This is a genomic window from Planococcus sp. MB-3u-03, from assembly GCF_002833405.1.
Taxonomy (GTDB): domain Bacteria; phylum Bacillota; class Bacilli; order Bacillales_A; family Planococcaceae; genus Planococcus.
The window spans coordinates 471,840-495,573 of the sequence record NZ_CP025135.1 but is presented as its reverse complement, the minus strand read 5'-3'; the positions used below and the strand labels follow the sequence as shown (position 1 = coordinate 495,573).

Here is a 23,734-nt window from a genome sequence, read left to right as displayed (position 1 = left end):
TACCTTTCTCGAGTTTTATATCTCCTCCGCTTTTCCCTTTCCACGTTCTCCTAAAACATGGAATCGCTTGGACGCAAAAAACAACCGCCTATTCGAAAGAAGGCGGTTGTTGTGGATTCAGGACAATACTTTATGGAGCGGTTTTTCCGCAAGTTCCGGATAGGCTTCGCGAATGATGGCCGGGCGCATGCTGTAAGCCGTCAAGATCAACAGGCAAAGGCTGCAAGCCCATAACACATATTGCGCCGGCACCAGGTCATAGAGCAAGCCGAACAGCAAATAGCCAAGCGGCATCATGGCCATCGCCATCGATTCCAGGATGCCGAAGACGCGGCCGCGGTATTCTTCGTCGACGTCTTTTTGCATCATGACCCCAATCGGCGTGTTGACGAAGACATTGGAGATGCCGAACGCCAGCATCAAGACGAGCAAGTAGATGACATTGCCCCAATAGGACAAGCCGGCGACAAGTGGCAGGGATACAGCCGCAAGGAGCAGTGACATGACGATGATGGCGCGCTTTGAAAATTGCAGGGGGAACTTGACTTCCTTGCGCACTGAGAAATAAATCGATGCCAGCAGCATGCCGAGCGCAATCATCGCTTCAATAAAGCCGAAATGTGTGGCTTGCACTTTTAATTGCTGGACGGCGATGAACGGCAAGCCAATCATCAAGGCGGAGAAGAAGAAATTCAAGCCGACAGCCGTCGTGACAATGACGGTGATGACGCGGTTTTTCCGTAGATAGACTGCGCCTTCTTTCATGCCTTGCCAGACGCCTTGCTTGTCTTCTGCGTTCTCTGTTTCAGTGCGTCTCGTATAAAGCCGGAAGTTCATCGTGGCCTCAAGTGCCGCAGCGAGCGCATAGGCGACCACTTGGATCAGCAAGAAGACATTCATCGACACGAAGCCGAACAGCATGCCGCCGATGACCGGCCCGCCGATTGTGGCGATGGCAAGTGCCGATTGGTTATAGCCCATCGCTTTTTGGATACGGTCCGGGTCGATCAAATTGGCAATGGAAGATGAAAAGGCGACGCTTGTGAACATGGAACTGACGGAAATCAATGCGGTCGCCGTGTAAATCGCTGCCAGCGACAAGCCGTTCGACATACTGTAGAGCAATAGCCCGCCAACCGACAGCACGCTCGCCGATTGGGACAAGAGCACGACCGCTTTTTTCGGGTAATTGTCCGCGATATAGCCGGCAAACGGAGCAAACAAGGTACGGGGCAGAATGCTGCAGATTAAATTGACGGCGAAACTGGCGGCGGAACCGGTCAAAGCCAGGACGTAGAGGCTGATGCCGAATGCGTAAACCGAACTGCCGAATGTGGAAATCAGTTTGCTGATGGTGAACGTATACAGATGGTACGTAGCCTGTTTGATTTTACCCGCTTCGTTCATGTTACTCGCTCCCTTTTCAAAAAGTTTAATTTAATTAAACAAAATATATCACGCTTTTATTCGCATTACAAGAAAAAGTTTAATATAATTAAACTATATTCTTAATTCATTTCCTGCACGGGGCATCGGGCTGGTTTACAATGAAAGTGAAAATCACATTTTCAAAAGAATCGGCGCATGCATGAAAGCATGGCGCCACTAAATATACGAAAAAAGCAGGTGAGTTTATGGCATCTTTGGGAGAACGGATTAAACAGATACGAAAACAGCAGGGCCTGACTTTGCAGGCACTTGCCGGAGATCAACTGTCGAAGGGCATGCTCAGTTTGATCGAGAACAACAAAGCGAATCCGTCGATGGAGAGCCTTTCCTATATTGCCGAGCGGCTCGGGATCGAGCGCAATGAATTACTTCAGGAGATGCCGACCGCGGAGCTTCGCGCTTTGCTCGATGAAATTGAAGAAAAGTATCGGAAGGTCTCCGGAACGGGCGATGAGATGATAGCGGGATATGAGGAAATCGCAGAGCGCATTCATTCTTATGTAGAGAAATTGCCGTTTCGCTATGAAGCGGCGCGGCTGCTTGAAATCTACAGCCGCTGCTGCTATCACACGAAACGCTATGACTGGAAACCGGCGTTCGACCGCGCGGAAGCAATTTACGAACAATTGCATTTGATTAATTCTGTCGCCGATCTTCATATGTTCCGCGCGCTGATGAAATTCACTGACCACCAATACGCTGAAGCTTTGGCGTCATTGCAAGCTTCGCGGAAGATCATTGAAGAGCAAGCCGGTGTTCTGGATCCATTGAAAAAACTCGACTTCGATTATTACGAATCGATCCTGTATTCCGCAACCGGTGATAAAGAAAATGCCCGCCGCTTGATGGAAGAAGCGATTTCATATTCCAGAAAACGACAAATTTTCTACCAGATCAATGCCTTATATCGATTGGCAGGCTTTGAAGCTTTGCTCGCTGGCGACTTGGAGCGCAAAGATTATTACATCGGGAAGCTTAAACTTTTCGCGGAATTTTCGGAGGACCCGGAAATTGGGGCCTATGCCACGGCCATCGAAATCCATTATTTGAATTCGTTTACTCATGAATACGAAAAAGCAGACCGTCTACTCGAAGAAATGCGCCATCTACTGGATGAAGAGGATTTTTATTTTCTGGAAAAAGGCAAGGCACTCTTCGGCATGGGTCGGATCGAGGAGGCGCTTGACTGCTTCAAGCAGCATCGCATGAACCGCTTTATCCACCACCCATATGACTTGTCGATGCATTACGAAAAGAAGCGTATATGGCACTCATCTTCGAACAGATGGGAGATCACGAGCAAGCAAAAATCTATGCCCAACAGGCCAAGAAGTTAATCGAGCCGATGCCGGAGCTTCCGTACAAGCGGTTCATCTTGGAGACCTACCAGAAAATTTTCGGCGAGTCGGATTGAAATTATAGCTTCATAATAAAAACGGCAGGAAAGATAAGATCGAACTACGGGAGAGCTTATCTTTGCGATGTAATGCAGAGCATTACTGAGCAGTTTTTGTGCGATGTAATGCTCTGCATCATTAAGCAAAAGCATTCACGAGCAAACGCGTCTTCAAATACCAAAACAGGGCTTTGATTCTTGAATACAGAAAAGGCAGGAGACCCGGGTCTCCTGCCTTTTCTTATTTAATTTCTTCGAAAGCTTCTTCAATATCATATAAACCAATATTGAGATCCGTTGTTTCGCCAGTTGCAAGTTTCGCGAGCTGCATGCCGAGATAAGGACCTGCCGTGAGGCCCGACGCACCGAGTGCATTGGCCGCGAAAAGCTGCGCTTGCCCCGGCACTTGCCCGATGAACGGCAAGGCGCTCAGTGTCGCCGGGCGGAACCCGGTCGCGGCTCCCGTGAATTCGGCTGCCGCAAGCCCGGGTGCGACGTCCAAAGTTTTCTCCAGGATATGAAAGATGCCTCCTGCCGTCAGCTTGTCATCAAATCCTGCGTTGTTCTCATGTGTCGCACCGGCGACGATGCGCCCGTCCTCAAACGGCACGATGTATTGCCCAAACGGCACCATCGCAACCGGCCAGTCGCCTGTTCCCGTGTCGGCGGATTGCAAATGCAAAATCTGCGCTTTTTGCGGAACGACTTTCAAGTGAAGCCCAAGCGGTTTGAACAGCTCCGCAGCCCACGCGCCGCCAGCAGAGATGATCCGGTCTGCAGCCAAGCTCTCCCCCTTCACTTCCACGCCTGTCGCCTGTCCCGCTTCTATCAGCAGCTTGGCATCACCTTGGATGAATTTTGCGCCCAGTCGCTTGGCAGAACGGATAAGCGCATCACGGATGGCGCCACCGTCAACGCGCGCCGCCCCGCTGACATACAAAGAGCCGTAGCGATCGCCCGCATACGGGAACCTGGCTTTCGTTTGTTCCGGCGTCAGCCGTTCGAGTTCGCCCATCTCAGGAGATCCCGCTTGGCGTTCGCGCGCTTTTTGTTCCATCTTGTCGAGTTTCGATTCTTCGTGGATGCTGACGATGCCCACTTGTTTATAGCCGGTCTCTTTTTCACCGAGCGCTTCGAGTTCCTTGATGAGCACAGGGTAATAAGCGGCGCCGTTTGAAGCGAGACGGTACCAGGCCTGATTGCGCCTTTGGGAGATCCACGGGCAGACGATGCCTGCTGCCGCACCTGTCGCCTGGCCGCGGTCCGCCCGGTCGATCAATGTGACGCTGTTCCCTGCTTTTGCTGCGTAATACGCCGCGCTTGCCCCGACGATGCCCGAGCCGATGATGACGATCGATTTCATTTTTCTGCACCTTGCTTCCTTGACATTCTTCTTTCCATTCTAACGAATCGCGGCAGGAGACTCAAATTGTGCCGGGCTGGATTGGAAATCTTCATTTCGGGTAAAGCAATCATATGAAGAAAATCCAATGGACGAATCTGAAGGAGGAATCAATGTTTATGGAACGTAGCACTGAAACTGAGGCCATCATGCCGATGACATCGATCCGCAGCGGCTCGGGCATCGAAATCGCTCCGGATACTTATTGCTATACGACGAAAATCTCCAATGTCTTCTTGATCGGGAACCCTTCTATCAGCCCGCGCTGGGTATTGGTGGACGCTGGCATGCCGCATTCCGCCGAAAAGATATTAAAGGAAGCTGAAAAACGTTTCGGCCCGGACCAGCAATTGCAGTCCATCTTGCTGACGCACGGCCATTTCGACCATGTCGGCGCTCTCATCGATATTCTTGAAAAGCACCCGGTCCCTGTCTACGCACATCCTGAGGAATTCCCGTACTTGACCGGAAAAGAAGATTATCCAGAACCCGATTCCACTGTAGAAGGCGGAATGGTCGCGAAAATGTCCAAGACGTTCCCGGTAAAAGCCATCGATATTTCCGAGCATTTGGTGGAGCTTCCGGCAGATGGAAGCATTCCCGATTTGCCGAATTGGCGCTGGCTCCATACACCCGGCCATACAAAAGGACATGTCTCGTTCTTCAAGGACGTCGGCCGCGTATTGATCGCAGGAGATGCATTTGTCACGGTCAAGCAGGATTCACTTTATAAAGTGATGCGCCAGAAAAAAGAAGTGCATGGCCCGCCGGTGTATTTAACGACCGATTGGCGCGCTGCCTGGGAATCGGTGTCCAAACTGGTCGACTTGAAACCTTCTTTCGCTGCCACCGGGCACGGCAAGCCGATGAAAGGTTCTGTCTTGGCGAAAGGCCTTGTCGAACTGGCGGATCATTTCCCGGATGTCGCCGTTCCATCTTATGGAAAGTTTGTCCATACGAAATGAAAAATTAAAAGAGCGCTTACATAGGTGCTCTTTTTTATTGCCAATAAAAGTTTTGGAACTTTTCAGAAATCCTGTTTACCATTACCTAAATATGGGTATACATAATATGCACTCCCGCCTTTTTCAGGGAGGAACTAATGAACGGAGATGAACGACAATGACCAAACAAGTGCTTTTTGTATCAGACCATGGCGATCCTTTGGCAAAGCTCGGCGGAAAGCAAGCAGGCGGCCAAAACAATTACGTCAAGCAACTGGCACTCGCTCTTGAAAACAGAGGGTGGCAGGTGGATGTCGTTACCCATTGGTGCGATGAAAATGCCCCACAAGTGGAACATTTCGGTGAACGTTGCCGTGTGATCCGTGTAGAAGCCGGCTATAAAGGATTCGTTTCAAAAAATGAAATGTACTCCATGCTCCCGGCATTTTATAAAGAAATGAAACGGCTATTGCCGCTATCGAATTATGATATCGTCCACACCCATTATTGGCTTTCGGGATTGATCGGCAAGAAGCTCAAAGAAGAATTCGGGCTGCCTTATATCCATACATCCCACTCGCTCGGATGGGCCAAAGAAGAAGCGACCGGCACGCATGACGCACGGCGTGAAAAAGCGGAAGAAACCGTACTTGCCCATAGTGACCATATTTTGGCGACGACAAATACAGAAAAACAAGTGATTAAAGAGAACGTTTCCGCCGCTTCTCCCATCTCAGTAATCCCCATCGGAGTCGACGAGGCGTTCCGCGTCCGCGGCAGCCGACACCATATCCGGAAAAAATTCGGCTACGAGGATCCTCTCTTCGTTTTTGCAGGCCGTCTGGAAGCAACGAAAGGCATCTTCACTTTATTGAAAGCTTTCAAGCTTCTTGCAGAAAAAAGCGGCAGCCGCTACACGCCTGAATTGGTGATTGCCGGCGGTGAACCTGATGCCATCGATACGGAAACAGGATTGCCGAAAGACCCCGAACTGCGTAAAGCAGTGCGAGGCATTGAACAGCATGTCCGCTTTGTCGGCCCCAAAAACCAAGAGCAATTGGCATTGCTATTCAATTCAGCTACAGCCACCATCGTCCCGAGTTTCTACGAATCGTTCGGCATGGTTGCAGCTGAAGCACAAGCTTGCGGCAGCCCAGTCATTGCCTCAAAAGTCGGCGGCTTGAAAAATGTCGTCGAAGACGGTGTCAGCGGCTTGCTTGTCGAATCGCAGAACGAAATCGACTTGGCGATTGCCATGGAAGTACTTTCCGTCAACTCACTGCTGGTTGAACGCCTTAGCCGCCAAGCGGTGCGCATCGCCCGTAAAGATTTCAACTGGGTTAGTATTTCAAAAAGAATAAATACATTGTATGAGGTGATCATCCGTGAACGGAGCAACACACTTGCTAGCGACCGACCTGGACGGAACCTTAGTCGGTGACAGAGCCGGACTGAAGGAATTGCTGGATTTTTATGAGCAGCAGCCCTACGAAGTCAGCTTGATCTATATTACCGGCCGCCATCTCGCTTCGGCACGACAGCTGATTGCAGATGAAGGGCTCCCGATCCCTAAAGCGCTCGTCACCGATGTCGGGACTGAAATCTATATGGGAACCGGTTTTCTGAAAGATGAACATTGGGAAACCCGTTTGATGGACGATTGGGCGCCTGCACAAATCGAAGCGCTAGCGAAGACAATCGACGGCTTGACCCCACAGGATTTGCCTGTAACAAGCCGGCGCTCCTACCATGTCACGGATGCACAAGCGGTCGAACAATTCCGCAATCTTCTCGAAGCAGAACAAGTGCCCCATAAGCTGATCTTCAGCGGCGGCAAGGATTTGGATATCCTGCCGCCGAATAGCGGAAAAGGCCAGGCACTCCGCTACTTACTGGAACGCCATGGAATTTCCGATGCCAAATTGCTGGTCGCGGGCGATTCCGGAAATGACTTGGAAATGCTGACGCTTGGCTTCCCTTCCGTCATCGTCGGAAACGCTCAGCCGGAACTCAAAACCCACGAAGAGCATCCGCTCATTTTTCGCGCGAATCGCCACTGCGCCGGCGGGATTTACGAAGCGTGGAACCATTTTCATGTAGACTGAACCCTTTGGAGAACTTGTTTCTTCCAAAGGGTTTTCTTGTGGCGCTATGGGTAATCATTTGTTTTTTCAGCCATTTCGTTTATATTTAGAAGGAAGACATTTTACGAATCAAGTGGGCCACGCCCATACATAAGCACGTTTGAAATCCACATAAAGGAGGACTGAAGATGAGCAAAGTCGCCAATCTGCAAAAAGAATCACTCGCGATGCTGAAACAAACGAGCCGGACCTTTTTCATTCCGATCAGCTTTTTGGATCCTGTCCTGAAAAAAACCGTCGGCTCCGCCTATTTGTGCATGCGCGCAATCGATGAAATTGAAGATCATCCCGAGCTTCCAGCTGAAGTGAAAGCGTCTCTTCTGCGCTCCATCCAACATATGCTCGAAACGGATATTGATGAAACGGAATACGCGGCGCTTGTCGCCCCTTACGCGGACTATTTGCCATCCGTGACGATGCGGCTCCCAGACTGGGTCGAAGTATGCCCGCCCGAAATCCGCGGAAAAGTTCTTGAATCGACAGCCATCATGGCTGGCGGCATGGCCAAATGGGTCGAAAAAGACTGGGTCATCCATACGCGCGAAGACCTGGACGATTACACCTATTATGTCGCCGGGCTCGTCGGTGTCATGCTCTCCGATCTTTGGAGATGGCATGACGGCACCGAAACCGATACAGAACTCGCCATCGGATTCGGACGCGGTTTGCAGGCCGTCAATATGCTGCGCAATTACGATGAAGATTACGAACGCGGCGTCACATTCGTCCCGGACGGCTGGACGCGCGACGATATGTTCAGCTATGCACGCGAAAACCTGTCGCAAGCCGACCAATACGTAAAATCCATCAAAAACAAACGCATCCTCATGTTCTGCAAAGTGCCGCTTGCCCTGGCCCACAGCACCTTAAAAGCGCTCAAATCCGGCAAGGAAAAGATGAGCCGCCAGGAAGTCGAAGGCATTGTCGAACAATTAAAAGAAGAAGAACGCCTCAGCTAAATAAAACTGCACTCTCATCCGCAGAGTGCAGTTTTTTTATAGTCAGGAAAGTTGCGAGGAATTTAATTACAATAAAAGTTATAATAAGGAAATAACATCCATTCAGCTCTTCCTTTCTTTCAATTACACAACTAGTCTATACTAGAGGCAATACACAATTATCCACAAAGGAGAATGGCCATGACCGTCACCATTATCAGTGTGTTGACTGCTGCAATCTTCATCTTGAATATTTTCTTGGCAGCGGCGCTGGTGTTTCTGGAACGCCGGGATGCTTCCTCCACTTGGGCATGGCTATTGGTTTTGTTCTTTATCCCGATTGCCGGGTTCTTCATTTACCTATTGCTCGGGCGTAAGCTGCGGCAAAAAAAGCTCTTCAAATGGGAAGAAGGCCGCAAACGCATCGGGATCGAAAGCCTGATCGCCCATCAAATGAATGAAATCCATGATGGCACCTTTCCTTTTCAAGATGTCAGCACGAAGGATTACAGCAATTTGATTTACCTGCATTTGCGCAATAACGGTGCTTTGTTGACCCAAAACAATCATGTGAAAATCTTCAATGATGGCCGGGAAAAATTCGATGCCCTGATTCGGGATATCGAACAGGCACAGGACCATATCCACATCCAATACTATATCTTCCGGCTGGACCAGCTCGGCAATCGCATCATGGAGGCTTTGCTCGCCAAGGCGAAAGAAGGCGTAAAAGTACGCCTGCTGTATGATGACATGGGTTCCCGCAGTTTGAGCAAACGCCATTTCAAGGAATTTTCAGCAGCCGGCGGCGAAGTGGAAACCTTCTTTCCCTCCATCATGCCAATCATCAATCCCCGGCTGAACTACCGGAACCACCGGAAGATCGTCGTCATTGATGGAAAGGTCGGCTATATCGGCGGCTTTAACGTCGGGGAGGAATACCTCGGGCTCAACCGCCGCTTCGGCTATTGGCGCGATACGCATCTCCGGCTGGAAGGAAATGCCCTTTACCCGCTCCAGACGCGCTTTATCCTCGACTGGAACCAGGCTTCCGCCCGGCATGACATTGAATACGATGAAGCGTATTTCCCTCCACAGCCTGAAGAAGGATCGACTTCGATGCAGATCGTCTCCAGCGGCCCGGACGAGGAATGGGAACAAATTAAAGATGGCTATTTAAAGCTCATCCATTTGGCGCGCGAATATATTTACATCCAGACGCCGTATTTCGTTCCGGATGCGAGTTTCTATGACGCCCTCCGGATTGCAGCGCTGTCCGGAATCGATGTGCGCATCATGATTCCGAACAAGCCGGACCACCCTTCGTCTATTGGGCAACGTATTCGTACGCCGGTCAGATGTTGCGGGCCGGGGCCCGGGTATTCATTTACGATAACGGCTTCCTGCATACGAAAATGATCGTCATTGACGACGAAGCCTCGACGGTCGGGACAGCGAATATCGATGTCCGCAGCTTCAAGTTGAATTTTGAAGTGAATGCATTTATTTATGATGAGAAGGTGTCGATGGAATTGGCCGACCTGTTCAGGCAGGATACGGAATTGTCGTCGGAGCTGACTTATGAGATGTATATGGCGAGAACCCGCATGATCAAATCGAAGGAATCCATCGCCCGCCTATTGGCACCGATTCTTTAATCAAACCAGCGAATGCCCTTTCCATATGGAAGGGGCGTTTTTTCGTTTGGTGAATTGTATATGTGATGGGGTTTTTAAATCAGAAAATGATAGTGGAAATGTATGGTGGTGGAGATTTCGCTGCAAGGGGCACGCTTGCCGAGGGGCGGGTGTTGAGCCAATGTGCTGCAAAGGACGCAGCACATTTGTCTCGCCAGCCCGCGCGGTCCCTCCGGCGTCGGCCCCTTTCCGCTCCATCTCTAGTTTTAGAGAGGAAATGAAATTCATCATACACTGAAGTAAGCGTGAAAAACTTTAACCATCTTCGTAAATTCAAATTGAATAACGCGTGGAACTTCTCTGCAATTACCAAGTCCAGCTAAGCGTCCCCACCGGCCGATGAAAACAACTAACAGTGACACGTCTTCGCACTCAATATCCAATGAAATCTTAAAGCCGACACGCGCACACGGGCGAGCCGGAGCCATAAGACAAGTGCCCTTCTTGGCTTATGGTGGGAGGCATGCCCAAAGCGGGAGGCGACTATCTCACGATAAAATACTCAACGAACGTTTCACCTCACTATCAAGTCTAACTAAGCGTCCCCGGCAGTGGATGAAATTAACTAACTGTGAAACGTCTTCGCACGCAACATCCAATGAAATCTAAAAGCCGAACCGCGCATACGGGCGAGCCGAAGCAATAAGACAAGTGTTCTTCTTGGCTTATTGCGGGAGGCATGCCCCAAGCGGGAGGCGATTGCTTCACGTTGAAATAATCACCGGCCGACACATCTCACTCTCAAGTCCAGCTAAGTGTCGATACCAGCGGATGAAGACAACTGACAGTGACACTTCCTCACAAATAATATCCAATAAAAAACCGGCCGCTCCCCTTTCAGGAAAACGGCCGGTTCCATTTATTCGCTTGTCGATCAAATCCCCAAATATTCTTCCAAGGTGATGTTTTGGTTGTAGATTGCGGCGGCGGCTTCTTTTCCGACATAGCGGAAATGCCAGGATTCATGCATATAGCCGGTGATCTGTTCTTTTCCTTGCGGGTAGCGCAGGATGAATCCATACTTATGGGCGTTTTCTTTTACCCATTTGCCTCCTGCCGTGTCGCCGAAGGAAGAAGATGCCCAGTGCTGTTCCTGGCCGGCTTCACCGATATCAAAAGCGAGGCCTGTCTGGTGTTCAGAGTAGCCAGGGCGTGCGCTGTAGCGGTCGGCTGCTTCCTGGCCATCTTTTGCGACATAGCCTTCGTATAATTGTTTTTGGCGTGCAAATTCGCGGTATGTGCTGAAGGCGACCAATTGCAGGCCGTCTTCAGCGGCAGCTTGTGCCATCGAGTCAAATGCGCTGCGGGCGTCCGCGTTTTCGCCAGGTGCATACGTTTCCGGCAGCGGATGCTGTTTATTCGCCAGCAGGATGCCGTTCACGATTGTAGGTTCTGATGGCAATTGATCGATCTTCGGATAGACGGTGGCGTCTTTCGGTGCTGGTGCTGGTGCAGGCGTTTCTTCTTTCGGCTGCTCTTCCGGTTGTGCGTCAGGCTGTTCGGTTTCTTCTGTCGCTTCTTGCTCTTCTTTCACTGCCGGTTCCTCCTCTGCCGGAGCTTGCTGCTCGGTTTCTGCCGGTTGTTCGGTAAAGGCCTGTGCTAATGCTTTCATGCTTTCTTCTGTATCCCAATTATGCATAGAGAGCCAGACTGCGGCAATTGCTGCCCAGATTGCTGTCATTGCGATCACCATCCATTTTATATAAAATTTCTTGTCGAATTCGTTTTTCTTTTTTGTCGATTTCATGGGCTGGCCAACTTTCCTGTCAATTCCTTTTCCATTCTATCATTTTCTTTCCGGAAATTCCCCTGGCGCGAAAATATTTCGGTATACTTTAATCAGACTTCTGGAAAAGAGTGGAGATTTATTTATGCACAATCAAAAATGGCTATCGTTGAACTTTTTTGCGTTTTTCTTTACCTGGGGCGTCTTTTTGCCTTATTGGACTGGTTGGCTGACAAATGAAAAAGGACTGAGCGTTTCGGCAGCCAGCGTCATCATGGGGACCGGCATGGTCGCACGGTCGTTGTCGACTTTGTTTTTCTTCCCGCTCCTGACGCGGCTTTTCTCGCTTGGGCGCTTGATGCAGATTCTTGCCATCGCTTCATTTATCGTAATGGCGTTCTATATCCCGGCCAATTCCTATACCTTGTTGTTCATCATCACATTTGCCTTCAGCTTTATCTATCCGAATCTATTGCCTGCGATGGAAAGCGGCGCGACCGTATTGATGCAGACCGACCGCATTCACTACGGCAAAAGCCGGTCCTATGGTTCGCTTGGCTATACGATTGCTTTATTGATTGTCGGGGCGGCTACCGCTGTCTGGCAGGAAAATGCGATTTTATGGATCATGCTTCTAGGTTTGCTGTTCATGGCTGTCACTCAATCGCTTGCTTCTCCTGTCCCGCTGCAATCAAGGCCGGCACCGAGAACGAAGAAAGGGCCAAGCGCCACAGCGGAACTGCTGAAATCAAAAGGGTTTTTAACCGTTCTCGTCGTGTCCATCCTGCTGCAGGGAGCTCATGCGGCCTATTATAATTACGGCTTTATCTACCTTCAGGATATCGGCGTCAACAGTTTCTATATCGGCCTAATTTTGAATGTGGCCGTGATTTTTGAAATCGTCTTTTTCGTCAAAGCCGATACGCTGTTCGAGAAATGGTCGGTGTCGTCGATGTTCCTGCTGGCAGGCATCGGCTCGACCGTTCGCTGGATTTTGATTTTCCTATTTCCATCGGTCTGGGTGTTCATTTTGGCGCAGACGCTTCACGCTTTGTCTTTCGGCGTCGCGCATTTCGCCTTTATCCGCTATATCTTCAAAAAGCTCGATCCTGTCAATATCCCTGCGGCGCAAGGCATGTATGCCGCACTCGGCATGAGCTTGAGTGTCGCACTTTTGACTTTCGCGGGCGGCTATCTATACGAAATCGCCCCGGGCTATTCATTCCTCGGGATGGCGGCGTCTTCGTTTCCAGCAGTGGTGCTGGTGTTGTTGACACGCAAACGCTTTGCTTATTAAAATATTTAAAATAATGTTCCGACCCCTTAACGGCCGCCACTGCGCCGAATAATTTGGCATAACTGTTAAGGGAGCTGGGAATTTTGAAAAAGATATCAAAGCATGACCTGCTGACCCTCATGAGTCAGTTGGACTTTCTTTTGGAAGAACGCAAAAAAGATAAACACCATTATACAGAAACAGCACAGGCTAATTAGCCTGTGCTGTTTTTCATTAGATAAAGATCGTGCCAAGGACGACGAAAAACAAAATGCCGAAGATGATCGCCATGCCTTTCATCCATTTCGCTTCCCGGTCCATACCGCGCTCTTTCATTTGTCTATAGCGGAACGTATTAGTCAAAACGAACAAGAGCGTCATGAACAATACGGCAATTTCCATGCTGCCCATGAACAGGAAGACGATCGCCAGTATGCTGAGTAATAAAATCAAGATTCCTTGCAAAATTTTCGGGTTCATCAATGATCTCTCCTGAAAAAAAAGCCGGCAGCTGCGCCGGCTTTTTTGTTTATTTGTTCTTGTCGGCTGTTTCAGTTTCTTCAACCGCTTCCAGCGCTTTTTCCGGATGTTCCGAATAGAATTTCCGGCCGATGAACGTCTGGATGATCAACAAGATCCCGCCGACTGCCCAGTAAACAGGCAATGCAGCCATCGATGTGAACGAGATGAACATGATCATGATCGGAGACAGGTAGATGAAGAATTTCATCTGCTTTTGCTGCTGTTCCGGCATGGTCCAAAGCGACACTTTCGCCTGGAAGAAGTACACCGCACCCGCAATGAGGGTCATGGCAATATCCGGCGTGCCAAGGTTGAACCATAGGAATTCGTGCGAGCGCACATCCGGCGAATAGAGAATCGCAAAATACAAGCCCATGATGATCGGCATCTGGATGACGACCGGCAAGCAACCCATATTGAGCGGGTTAACGTCATGCTTCTTGTAAAGCCCCATCATTTCCTGCTGGAGCTTCATTTGCTCTTCTTTATCCTTGGTTTCCTTCAATCGCTTCTGGATATCTTCCATCTCTGGGCGCATTTTATCCATCTTCACTTTCATGCCTTGCTGGCGCTTATACGTGCGCAGCATGAACGGCATCAAGACGAGGCGGATGATGATCGTGATGACCACGATCGCCATGCCGTAGCTTCCCCCGAAGAGGTTCCCTAAATAATCGAGCGAGAAATCAAATGGCGCTACAAAAATCGTGTAGAAAAATCCTTCTTTGTTTTCAACTGCTGAACAGCCACTCAAGAAAGCGATCGTTGCCGCAAGCATGAGCAGTAATGTAAGTTTCTTTTTCACGTTTGTCACCTTCACCTTTTTGGACTACTAAGAAGTATAACGATATGGCCGCAAAAATTCAATGCACTGTCCCGGGACTGGTTGCTTTTTTCATTTCTTGTGACAAAAATTAGGCATAAGAAAAAAGGAGAATTGCTTCTCCTTTACTTGGCATTCGGCAAGGTATAGCGGAAATAAGGAATATGCTGGCTGTCGCGGAATTGCTTCGGCGTGACCGAGGTATATTTTTTAAAGATCCGCGTGAAATAGCTCTGGTTGCAGAAATGGAACTGCTTGGAGATTTCCGAAATCCCTTTATTGGAATGGCGCAAATAATATTGCGATTCTTCCACGCGTCGCACGTTCAAGTATTCCACCAATGTAATCCCTGCATGTTCGCGGAAAATGCGCGACAGGTGGCTGGTTGAAATATTGAAGTGTTTGGCGATTTCCTCTACTGACAAGTCGCGCTCCACTTCGTCGTTGATGAAAATGACGACTTTATTGACGGTTTGGTGGCCGAATGATGGCTGTTTACGTTCCGAGATGATCGATGTGAAAAATTCGATCAATTCATCGGCCACGTACATGAATTCCGAATCATTCATATGCTTATCGACCAATTCGACACAAGCTGCATTGAAAGCGAACGCTTTTTTCGGCGGTACGCGCATTTCATACAATTTACGTGCCATGACGGACGATAAAATGATGTAATAATTGCGGACGGTACGGATGATATCTTTTCCTGCATGAAGGGCGAGCATGTCGATCAATTCACGCAATGTTTCTTTAGCACGGTCTTTCTCCAGGTTATGGATTTCGTGCATTAATTGAGTCTCCACTTCAAAAAAACGTTCGAGCCCCTCCAGCTGTGCGACGTTTTCCGTTTCGTTCATAAAGATTCTGGAAATAGTTTCCTGAATGGATGGCGTTTCGAGTATATTCATCTTCTCCCCGGCTTTCTATGTAAAAATTTAACGAACTTATTCATTTAATGAACTGCTTGAATAAATAATAATAATAGCGTTTTACAGATAATTTTACAAGTTTTAAGTAAATTGAGCTAATTTATTTTTCAAACATATGACATCAGTAACAGTTAAAACCAATTATACATTAACTATACGTTTCAGCGACGAAAAGTTCCAATTTCCAATGTTTTACAAAATTCAAAACAGGCCGTCGATGATAAACGGCCTGTTCTGTGCTGCATTTATATCCGATCGACTTTCACGCGGCAGTTATTAGTCGGTTTCCCCAGGGACGACCGCCCGAATATGGCGCGGCATGATTTCAATATCAAATGGCGTAGTGCTGCCTTCATCGCCATCGATATTACAAGACAGCGGTTCGCTCGTACGGATCGAGACCCGCGTCGTGTGGATGGCTTCCACCGATGGATCTTCTTCGAATTTGCCTCGTACCAACGCAGTCGCCATACGGACAAATGCCGGAAGCGCAGCGTTTTCCACGATATACAAATGGAGCAGGCCGTCATCGGTCAATGCTTCCGGCGCCAGCTTTTCGAAGCCGCCTACCGAATTGGTTAATGCCACAAGGACGAGCTTGGCCTCGCCTTCCCAGGTACCGTGGTCATGCTCGATGACGAACGTAGTGACTTCATCGGAAGTGACTGCTTTGACACCTTCGACGAAATAAGCAAAGGCCCCAAGCTTCGTTTTCTGTTCAGGCTCCACTTCATAAGTCGATTCGGCGATTTCACCGATCGCCAGGATGTTCATGAAGTATTGATCGCCGACTTTTCCGATGTCCACACGTTTTTCACGTCCCGTTTTCAAGCCTTCAATTGCTTCTTCCGGATCCAATGAAATGCCGAGCGCACGCGCAAAGTCGTTGACTGTGCCGAGTGGAACCAACCCGAAAAGCGGTTCATGTTCTTTTTCTGCCAAACCCGATACCGCTTCGTTGATCGTTCCGTCGCCGCCCATCGCCACGACAAGGTCATACTGTTTTTCGCAGGCTTCTTCGGCAAAATGCGTGGCATCTCCCGGCCCTGTCGTTTCACGCGTATCGGCTTCGTAGCCCATTTCCGTTAATGTCTTTTCGGCAAAATCTTTATAATCCGCCGCTTTTTCCTTCCCTGAGGAAGGGTTCCATATAAACATCGCTTTTTTCATCTTTTTCCCTCCGGTGCTATAATAAGGTCATGTGTTTCAATACCCTAAACAAAGCGGAATGTAATCCACCTTGCCGCATTTATTTCTTTTCAATCAGGCGCCTTTCGCCCGCGCCGGTCCTAGTCACACACACGCCGCCGAAGTTGGAAATTCCACTCATCACTACATCTTAAAGGAAGTTGGGGACCCCCTTGCGCTTTTTCATTTATCTTATCATCTTCTTCGCGTTTTTCGATTTATTTGCCCAACTGCCGATCATCAGCCCGTTTGCCGTATCGCTCGGCGCCGGTCCGTTTTTGGCGGGTTTGGCTGTCGGAATGTATTCATTGTCGAATACATTCGGCAATATCATCTCAGGCATATTCTCCGACCGCAAAGGGCCTTTCGCCATCTTGCTGACAGGGCTTGCGACGACAAGTGTGGCGCTGTTCATCTACGGCTTGGCGGACGGCCCTTACAGTCTCCTTGCCATCCGCTTTCTTCATGGCTTGGCTGCCGGATTGACGGTACCGGCTGCGTTCACTTATTTAGCGAACCGCACCGACCATAGCCGCCGCGGCAAAAACGCAGCGATTTCCGGGGCCTTCGTCGGCCTTGCGGCAATCATCGGCCCCGCCTATGGAGCGATTTATACGAGCCGGGGCAGCGTTCCGGAAACCATGGCTGTCACCGGCACCTTGATCGGCTTGCTCGCGATTGCAGCCTTCTTTCTATTGCGGACACATCAAGTAAAAAAACAAACGGACAGTTCTTCGGCTAAACGCCAAGCTTTCCAATGGAACTCTGGGCTTTGGCGCTCGTTTTCAGGCGCGTTCTTTTTGATGTTCTCCCAAGGCGTGCTCGCTTATATGCTGCCGCTGAAAGTGGAAGCGCTCGGGTTTCCCACTCAGCTGAGCGGCTTATTGCTGAGTGCATTCGGCTTGTCGGCCATCCTGGTCTTTCTATTGCCGATCAATCGGCTGTTCGATGCCGTCCGCCCGATCACTACTTTGATCATCGGCTTTGCCATCATGGGGGCTTCGCTTTTCGCGCTCGCCAATATCTCATCAGAACCGCTGCTGTATGCGGCGATGTGTACGTATGGCTTCGGTTTCGCGCTGTTGTTCCCTTCGATCAATTCTTTATTGATCGATGCCACAGAACCCGCTTCAAGAGGGCGGGCTTACGGATATTTTTACGCCTTTTTCTCTATCGGCGTCGTTGCAGGATCCGGAGTCACCGGGGCTTTGGCACTCACTGCAGACGGCGGTTTCCTGTTCAGCGGTGCGTTATTGCTGTCGATCGCTTTAGCCAATTGGCTAACGCTCGAACGCTGATTTTCTCGGCAACGAAAAAGACCGCCTCGGCACAGGTGCCAGGACGGTCTTTTTGGAATTTACAGCTTATCGGTATTCAAACGCGGCTCGGACGAAACCGAATCGGTGTTTTCCGATTTTTCTTTGCTGTCATCGTTTGAAGAAAGTTTCACATCGTCATTGTCTTCTTTCTTTTCTTTCTGCTCTTTTTCATTGTAATACTGGACAGTTGCTTGCGTACCGCCTTCAGAAGTCATCTTGTTTTCCTGCAAGTCGGTCTTGTCCAAGCCTTCAGTTTTTTGGTCTTGCTGGTTTTTGTTCTGGTCTAAGTTTTGGGATTCCATATACTCATTCACCTTCGCTTTCACATCATTAAATGCAACAGTTGCTTTCTCGCGGTTTTCCGGTTTTTTGAAATATGCGTATGCACCGGCTGCCAGTCCTGCCAAAAGCAAGCCTCTGCCGCCACCTTTTTTCCTAGCCATTTGCAGCACTCCTTTTACTTTTCTTGTTATCCCTTGTTTACCCTAATCGCCTAAAGCTAATCATGAATCATCCAGCTGTTTCGGCCGCAGATCGTTTCATGTCGATATGCGGGATGCCGTCCTCGTCGTAAACCTCCGAAATCGCTTCAAAACCGAATGAGCCATAAAAGTCTTTCAAATACTCTTGCCCTTGCAATTGAATCTCGGGTTCTTTCCATTGTTCGTCAATATAGCGGATAGAGCGCTCGAGGAGTTCTTTTGCCAGCCCGCGGCCACGCGCCTCTTTTCGGACGATGACGCGGCCGATCGATGGCGCATCGTATTTTTTCCCTGCCGGCACCAGCCGGGCATAGGCAAGCACCTTGCCGTCTTCTTCGTACACGATATGGGTTGAGACTTCATCCAAGCCGTCCAATTCCGGATACGGACAATTCTGTTCTACAACAAATACTTCGACACGAAGCTTCAATATATTGTATAATGCTTGTGCTGTGAAGTCGTCAAATTGATAACTTTTCCACGCCATAATCAATCGCCTCCTGTGATTTCATTATTCCACATCAATGGCTATTCAGGCTAGAGTTTGATATGATAGCAAAAATAATTCCAGAGGTGATCGCATGATTCGCACAGGTACACCGGCAGATATCGAATCTGTACGGGAAATCGCTCACATCAGCTGGAATGATACGTACGAAGGGATCATTCCATCTCCTATACAACAGAAGTTTTTGGAGCAATCCTACTCGACCCCAATGCTCGAAATGCGCATGGAGCGGACGATCCTCCTGCTTGCCGAACAAGACGGGCAGGCTGTAGGCTTCGCAAACTTCACGAAAGTCGATGAAGACGGCGATGCCGAATTGATCGCCATGTACATGAAGCCCGAGCACCAGCGTTCAGGCTTCGGCAAGAAACTATTGTCGGACGGCTTGTCGCGCTTAAAAGGCGGGCAGCAATTATTCGTCTACGTCGAAAGCGAGAACCAAAAAGGCCGCAACTTCTACGAAGCGAACGGCTTCCTCTTGCTCGAAGAATTTGAGGAATTGTTCGAAGGGCACCCCCTTCAGACAGCCAAATACGTTTTCGACCTTTCTGGCCAAGCTCAATAAACCCATAGCTACACAAAAACTCCCTCGAATTCGCTTCGAGGGAGTTTTTTCTTGCATCTGAAATTCCACTATTTCTCTTTTCTTACAACGGGCGGTACGGCGTGTCGTCTTCACGCGTTACCGCATCACTTCTTGTGGCCGGTTCATTGCTGCGGCCCATCAATTCATCTTCACGGAGCGGCGGCTTGCGCACGAAGCACATGATCGCAGCGATGTAGAAGAGGATGGATGTCAGCGACAAGATCCCGGCGAAGATTCCGGCGAGGATGAAGAAAATGCCTGCCGTGTTTGCGGTATCAAAAGATTTCAATTTCGTGATGGCCAAAATGGCGAAGACCGTACTGATCGCAAGCAGGATAACCAATACCCAGCCAATGACATCGAATCCACCCACTACAGCATTAAAAGTATCCACCGCCATCTCGGCATCTTGTGGGTTCGTGATGTTCGGATCGTTGCGCAGTTCCTCTTCCATCTGCATTTGCATCTGGCTGCCTTCAAAACCGCTCAGACTGGTGATGACAATAATCGATAAAATGATGCCGATTACATTGAAAATGGAACCGATGATGCCAAGAGCTTTTTCTCCTGTCCTTTTAATGGACCCGTAATTCTCTGGTGCCTGATTCATAAAAACCCTCCCATTTCTGTTTCGGGGCACCCCACTGCAATGGATGTTTCACATTGTGTGCGGGCCCTTCGCTTTTCTTATTATGTTTCTTCCCTCATACATACGCTTTCGCGCCGTTTTGGTTTCGCATTACTTTAATTCCCGCTAAAAACTTATTAAAACTTGTTTAAGTTTTATCAAGCTGGGTATTTTATTACTATTAGCAAGACAAATACAAATTATAAAAGGGGTTCTAAAAAATGGAAAATAAACTAATTTTTAACCAAGCAGATTTCATGTACGGAGTAGGCGGCGCATCCATCCTTACAGCCATCGTGTTCTTCATGACAAGCCTGTAAGAAGGAGTGAGCCTATGAGACAAACATTCACCAATACATAGAAAAGCAATCCATCCCAAAGAGGAGACGGATTGCTTTTTTTGTGTCTTATTATGCGGTTTTGTGGATCAGGCTTTGACATCGTTGTATTCGTCGGAACGCTCGAACGCTTCCGCTACATACGAACAGACCGGCTGCATCTTGAACTGGTTTTCACGTGCATAAGCTGCCGCGTGGTCGACCAATTCTTTGGCAAGCCCTTGATTGCGCAGGCTTTCTTCGACATAGGTATATTCCATGACCATCAAATCAGCCATTTGCGTCCACGTGATTTCTGCTTTCACTGTCTCGCCGTCTGTTTCGCGAAAAGCGAATTCATCATGCCCAAGTTCTGTAAATTTCAATTCCATCGATCCAATTCCTCCTTATGTTCCACTTTATCTGTGCAAGTGAATCGAAACTTCCCGTTGCTTCAGGTTTCACCGCGAGTTAACGGTTGATCTTCAAGGGACGGAGAGAGTCTTCGATTTCCTTGCGTCTCGGCTCAAGGAAAGGCGGCAAGGCCAAACCTTCGCCAAGCTCGTCTGCGTTTTCATCAGTCGCAAAACCGGGCTCATCTGTCGATAACTCGAACAGGATCCCGTTCGGCTCCCTGAAATAAATCGCTTTGAAATAATAGCGATCCACTTCACCGGACGTTTGGAAGCCATTGGCACGCAAATATTCGTTCCATTGATTATACTCTTCGTAAGTTTTCACGCGGAACGCTACATGATGGACGCTTCCCCGGCCGGGACGCTCCGGCGGAAGGTCTGAGCGTTCCTCTAAATGTATTTCGCCGCCAGGGCCGCCTTCTCCTGTCGTGAAGACGATTATTTCAGGCTGACCTTCCACTTCCGGCGCATAAGCACCGGCTTTTGAAAATCCGAGAATATCCGTCAACACCTTGGCTGTACGCTCCGCTTTCCGCACGGTCAGCCTGACCGGCCCAAGCCCGCGGATCGCAAACTCTTCCGGAACGCTCGCTTTTGTCCAAGGCTCGCCGAATGGAATCCCTTCTCCCTGATCGACGACAAGCATCAGGCGCGATCCTTCAAAGTCCTGGAATTCAACTGTATCCCGGCCAAAACGCTGGGTTTTTTCGCCGTGCGGGACGCTGAACTCACGGAAACGCTCCAACCAGTAATCAAGTGCCTCGCTTGATGGGATACGGAAGCCAGTGTTGCTGATGGAAGTCACGCCTGGATAGGTCCGGCCCGCCATCGGGATATCAAAATAAGTCATATCGGTACCCGGCGTTCCTACTGCGTCTGCATAAAATAAATGATAGGAAGACGGGTTGTCCTGATTGACGCTTTTTTTGACAAGGCGCATCCCAAGAATGCGCGTGAAGAAGTCATGGTTTTTATCTGCGTTGGCTGTAATTGCTGAAACATGGTGAATGCCTGCAACTTGCATAAAAAGCACCCTTTCTTTATCTCGAATTCGAGATTGTTACCTTTAGTTTAGCATTCATTAGGGTTTTTCTGCAAGACTGCTGTTTTCGCTCTACTCCGAGGCGAGTGAAGAGCAAAAAAATATCCCGGAAACCATTTTCATGATTTTCCAGGACAGCGTTGTTTTCTATTCTTTATTGTTCCACGTTTGCATCATTGTGGAAAGATGGCTTAATTGAACCAACCGCGGACGGTGTTGGCCAAATCACGGAAAAACTGTTTGACACTTTCCCAGAAACCTTCGTCATTGACGACGGTGCCGATTTTATCCCCGATGGTGTTGCTCAAGTCTTCCAACTCAGTTGACCATTTAGAGAAATCGATATCGAGCTGGCGGATTCGGTCCATCAAATCGACCAACAATTGGCGATCTTCAGGGCTTAATTCAATCTGTAGGCGGCTCAATTGCTCTTCGACGATCTGCTCAACATCTTCGCGCGTTGCGGGATTCTGTTCAGCGATCTGTTTTTTGATCTCCGTCAGCAATTCGCTGACTTTTTCTTGGTCAACGCCGCCTTCGGACAATTCCGTCGCAACGGATAATTCATCATTGGCGACATCCGTCCGTTCAGGATCCAGCTGTTCCCCATTCACTTCATAGGCTTTGTAGATTCCAACAAGTGCAGAATGGCCAGTGACCGCTTTCGGCGCAGCCACTTCAACGGTCGCATTTTCAATGCCTGCCGTCAGCATGGCGTTGGCGTACATATCAGTCGTCACTTGGGTAATATTGTCCGGCGTGGCAATTTCAATGACCAGCCCTTCGCCTTCTTCCGTGCGGGTGATTTTGGCAGAGGAATACATGCGTGCACGCGCGTCCCCGTCTGTAATGTATGTGACAAGGTCCTGCCCGGTTACTTCAATTTCTTCCACTTCAGCTTCGCCGGCAACGTCCAGGCTTTCAGCGACTTGCGCCTTTTCATCTGCGGACAAATCGCCTCCGTAGACGACGATCGGCAAGCCGAATTTCTCATTTATCCCGACATTCGCGGATGCTGCGCCGGCAAAAGCCAACACGAAAGCAAGCGCCAATGCGGCAAGTGTCATTGTTTTTTTCATCTTTTTTTGCCCCTTTCTTCAAATATTAGTACGCATTTGAGGCAGAAAGGTTCCTTAACCGAGTAATTTTGTCCAGCCGTCTTCTTGCACGATGCGGCGTTCTTTGTAAAGGCGGCCGAGTGCACGCTTGAATGCCGCTTTGCTCATGCCGAACATTTCCATGATTTCATCGGGCGACGATTTATCTGTAAATGGCATTTGGCCGCCTGCATTTTCCAAATAGCGCAGGATTTCTTCTGCATCATCCGACAGGCGTTCCTGTTTGCGCGGCAAAAGAGATCCGTTGAGCGTGCCGTCGTCTTTGACGTCGATGACGCGCACCATTTTTTCTTCGCCAAGGCGCGGTTCTGCTTCGCGCTCTGATTCATGGACGAAGACGCGGTAGTTTTCTGGCACCGACAGCATGAATGAGCCGACTGGCAACAGGCGGTAAGCCCGTGCTTTCAAATCTTTATTATAGATTTCAGCAGGCGCACGTTCACAAAGTTCCAGCACCTTTTCTTCTGTCGCCAAGCGTCCGTAAAGATCACCGTAGCGGTCTGTGCGAAGCGTCATGAAAATATGGTCGCCTTGAGCTGGCCATAATTCCTGCACCGGCGGCAAATCAGCCGGCAGGACGTAAACTTCTCGTGTCGTTCCGATGTCGACGACTGCGCCTTCTCGCGGAGAAACCTTCAATACTTTTGCCCAGCCGTATTCACTCGGCAAAATATGCGGGATCATCGGCGTGGCGGAAATGCCGCCTTGGCGATTGCGGTACAAGAAGACTTCAATCTCCTCGCCGACCTCTTGTCCTTCTTCAATTTCCGATGCGTTCATCGTCACTTCATCCCCCGAACCATCCGTTAAGATCCACTGGGATGTGGAACGGTCTTTAATGTGCAATAATGCTTTCAATCCTGGATGCAAAGCCATGCTGC

Annotated in this window: 22 protein-coding genes and 1 pseudogene; 9 read left to right on the top strand and 14 right to left on the bottom strand. The window is 49.2% G+C overall.

The genetic code is table 11. From position 1 onward, the window contains the following. Positions 1-117 precede the first annotated feature (117 nt). On the bottom strand, positions 118-1,407 hold the full coding sequence (locus CW734_RS03780; RefSeq protein WP_101189500.1) for an MFS transporter: 1,290 nt from the start codon (positions 1,405-1,407) through the stop codon (positions 118-120). A gap of 227 nt (positions 1,408-1,634) precedes the next feature. Here CW734_RS03780 and CW734_RS03775 point away from each other — a divergent pair, with 227 nt between their 5' ends. Beyond that, a complete protein-coding gene (locus CW734_RS03775) occupies positions 1,635-2,786 on the top strand; it encodes a helix-turn-helix domain-containing protein (RefSeq protein ID WP_232787148.1) in 1,152 nt (383 codons plus the stop codon). Positions 2,787-3,086: 300 nt separating this feature from the next. Here the strand turns inward: CW734_RS03775 and CW734_RS03770 are convergent, their stop codons facing one another. Beyond that, a complete protein-coding gene (locus tag CW734_RS03770; RefSeq protein WP_101189499.1) occupies positions 3,087-4,208 on the bottom strand; it encodes an NAD(P)/FAD-dependent oxidoreductase in 1,122 nt (373 codons plus the stop codon). Positions 4,209-4,360: 152 nt separating this feature from the next. Between CW734_RS03770 and CW734_RS03765 the strand changes: the two genes are divergently transcribed. The 5 genes and pseudogenes from CW734_RS03765 (at position 4,361) to cls (ending at position 9,931) form a co-directional block, all read left to right on the top strand. Beyond that, complete coding sequence (locus CW734_RS03765; protein ID WP_232787147.1) at positions 4,361-5,212, top strand: MBL fold metallo-hydrolase; 852 nt, start codon at positions 4,361-4,363, stop codon at positions 5,210-5,212. Positions 5,213-5,369: 157 nt separating this feature from the next. After that, complete coding sequence (locus CW734_RS03760) at positions 5,370-6,632, top strand: glycosyltransferase (RefSeq protein WP_101189497.1); 1,263 nt, start codon at positions 5,370-5,372, stop codon at positions 6,630-6,632. Continuing rightward, a complete protein-coding gene (locus tag CW734_RS03755) occupies positions 6,577-7,296 on the top strand; it encodes an HAD-IIB family hydrolase (RefSeq protein WP_232787146.1) in 720 nt (239 codons plus the stop codon). The genes CW734_RS03760 and CW734_RS03755 overlap by 56 nt, the downstream gene beginning before the upstream one ends. A gap of 167 nt (positions 7,297-7,463) precedes the next feature. Then, positions 7,464-8,294 (top strand): squalene/phytoene synthase family protein, encoded by an 831-nt coding sequence (locus CW734_RS03750; protein ID WP_101189495.1) that lies wholly within the window; start codon positions 7,464-7,466, stop codon positions 8,292-8,294. 180 nt (positions 8,295-8,474) lie between these two features. After that, positions 8,475-9,931: pseudogene (cls, locus tag CW734_RS03745) on the top strand (cardiolipin synthase). 913 nt (positions 9,932-10,844) lie between these two features. Here cls and CW734_RS03740 read toward each other — a convergent pair. Further along, positions 10,845-11,717, bottom strand: a complete 873-nt coding sequence (locus CW734_RS03740; protein WP_101189494.1) for a M15 family metallopeptidase — start codon at positions 11,715-11,717, stop codon at positions 10,845-10,847. A 124-nt stretch (positions 11,718-11,841) separates the two neighbouring features. On the opposite strand from CW734_RS03740, the gene CW734_RS03735 reads away from it, so the two are divergent. Beyond that, the gene (locus tag CW734_RS03735) at positions 11,842-12,993 is read left to right on the top strand and encodes a 3-phenylpropionate MFS transporter (protein WP_101189493.1); all 1,152 of its coding nucleotides are present in this window, start codon (positions 11,842-11,844) and stop codon (positions 12,991-12,993) included. A gap of 213 nt (positions 12,994-13,206) precedes the next feature. Here CW734_RS03735 and CW734_RS03730 read toward each other — a convergent pair whose 3' ends face one another. From CW734_RS03730 to CW734_RS03715, 4 genes are all read right to left on the bottom strand, one after another. Then, complete coding sequence (locus CW734_RS03730) at positions 13,207-13,452, bottom strand: hypothetical protein (RefSeq protein WP_101189492.1); 246 nt, start codon at positions 13,450-13,452, stop codon at positions 13,207-13,209. Between the two features lie 49 nt (positions 13,453-13,501). Then, positions 13,502-14,299 carry a membrane protein insertase YidC gene (gene yidC, locus CW734_RS03725; protein WP_101189491.1) on the bottom strand — a complete coding sequence of 266 codons (798 nt, stop codon included), beginning with the start codon at positions 14,297-14,299 and terminating at the stop codon, positions 13,502-13,504. A 143-nt stretch (positions 14,300-14,442) separates the two neighbouring features. Then, complete coding sequence (locus CW734_RS03720) at positions 14,443-15,228, bottom strand: AraC family transcriptional regulator (RefSeq protein WP_058381804.1); 786 nt, start codon at positions 15,226-15,228, stop codon at positions 14,443-14,445. Positions 15,229-15,525: 297 nt separating this feature from the next. Beyond that, positions 15,526-16,419: a diacylglycerol/lipid kinase family protein gene (locus CW734_RS03715; RefSeq protein ID WP_101189490.1), complete on the bottom strand. Its 894-nt coding sequence runs from the start codon at positions 16,417-16,419 to the stop codon at positions 15,526-15,528. A gap of 191 nt (positions 16,420-16,610) precedes the next feature. On the opposite strand from CW734_RS03715, the gene CW734_RS03710 reads away from it, so the two are divergent. Then, complete coding sequence (locus CW734_RS03710) at positions 16,611-17,735, top strand: MFS transporter (RefSeq protein ID WP_101189489.1); 1,125 nt, start codon at positions 16,611-16,613, stop codon at positions 17,733-17,735. Between the two features lie 59 nt (positions 17,736-17,794). Here CW734_RS03710 and CW734_RS03705 read toward each other — a convergent pair whose 3' ends face one another. Together CW734_RS03705 and CW734_RS03700 are read right to left on the bottom strand one after the other, a co-directional pair. Then, on the bottom strand, positions 17,795-18,199 hold the full coding sequence (locus tag CW734_RS03705) for a hypothetical protein (protein ID WP_101189488.1): 405 nt from the start codon (positions 18,197-18,199) through the stop codon (positions 17,795-17,797). A 67-nt stretch (positions 18,200-18,266) separates the two neighbouring features. Then, positions 18,267-18,725 carry a GNAT family N-acetyltransferase gene (locus CW734_RS03700; protein WP_101189487.1) on the bottom strand — a complete coding sequence of 153 codons (459 nt, stop codon included), beginning with the start codon at positions 18,723-18,725 and terminating at the stop codon, positions 18,267-18,269. Positions 18,726-18,819: 94 nt separating this feature from the next. Between CW734_RS03700 and CW734_RS03695 the strand changes: the two genes are divergently transcribed. Continuing rightward, on the top strand, positions 18,820-19,311 hold the full coding sequence (locus tag CW734_RS03695) for a GNAT family N-acetyltransferase (protein WP_101189486.1): 492 nt from the start codon (positions 18,820-18,822) through the stop codon (positions 19,309-19,311). Between the two features lie 82 nt (positions 19,312-19,393). On the opposite strand, the gene CW734_RS03690 is transcribed toward CW734_RS03695, so the two are convergent. From CW734_RS03690 to CW734_RS03670, 5 genes are all read right to left on the bottom strand, one after another. After that, positions 19,394-19,942, bottom strand: coding sequence for a DUF4064 domain-containing protein (locus tag CW734_RS03690; RefSeq protein WP_101189485.1), 549 nt, complete (start codon positions 19,940-19,942; stop codon positions 19,394-19,396). Between the two features lie 445 nt (positions 19,943-20,387). Continuing rightward, on the bottom strand, positions 20,388-20,669 hold the full coding sequence (locus tag CW734_RS03685) for a GNAT family N-acetyltransferase (RefSeq protein ID WP_101189484.1): 282 nt from the start codon (positions 20,667-20,669) through the stop codon (positions 20,388-20,390). A gap of 79 nt (positions 20,670-20,748) precedes the next feature. Next, positions 20,749-21,717 (bottom strand): ring-cleaving dioxygenase, encoded by a 969-nt coding sequence (locus CW734_RS03680; protein ID WP_101189483.1) that lies wholly within the window; start codon positions 21,715-21,717, stop codon positions 20,749-20,751. A gap of 209 nt (positions 21,718-21,926) precedes the next feature. Next, entirely contained in the window at positions 21,927-22,814 is an 888-nt protein-coding gene (locus CW734_RS03675; RefSeq protein ID WP_101189482.1) for a DUF1002 domain-containing protein, read from the bottom strand. A 54-nt stretch (positions 22,815-22,868) separates the two neighbouring features. Continuing rightward, complete coding sequence (locus tag CW734_RS03670) at positions 22,869-23,729, bottom strand: CvfB family protein (protein WP_101189481.1); 861 nt, start codon at positions 23,727-23,729, stop codon at positions 22,869-22,871. Positions 23,730-23,734 lie beyond the last annotated feature (5 nt).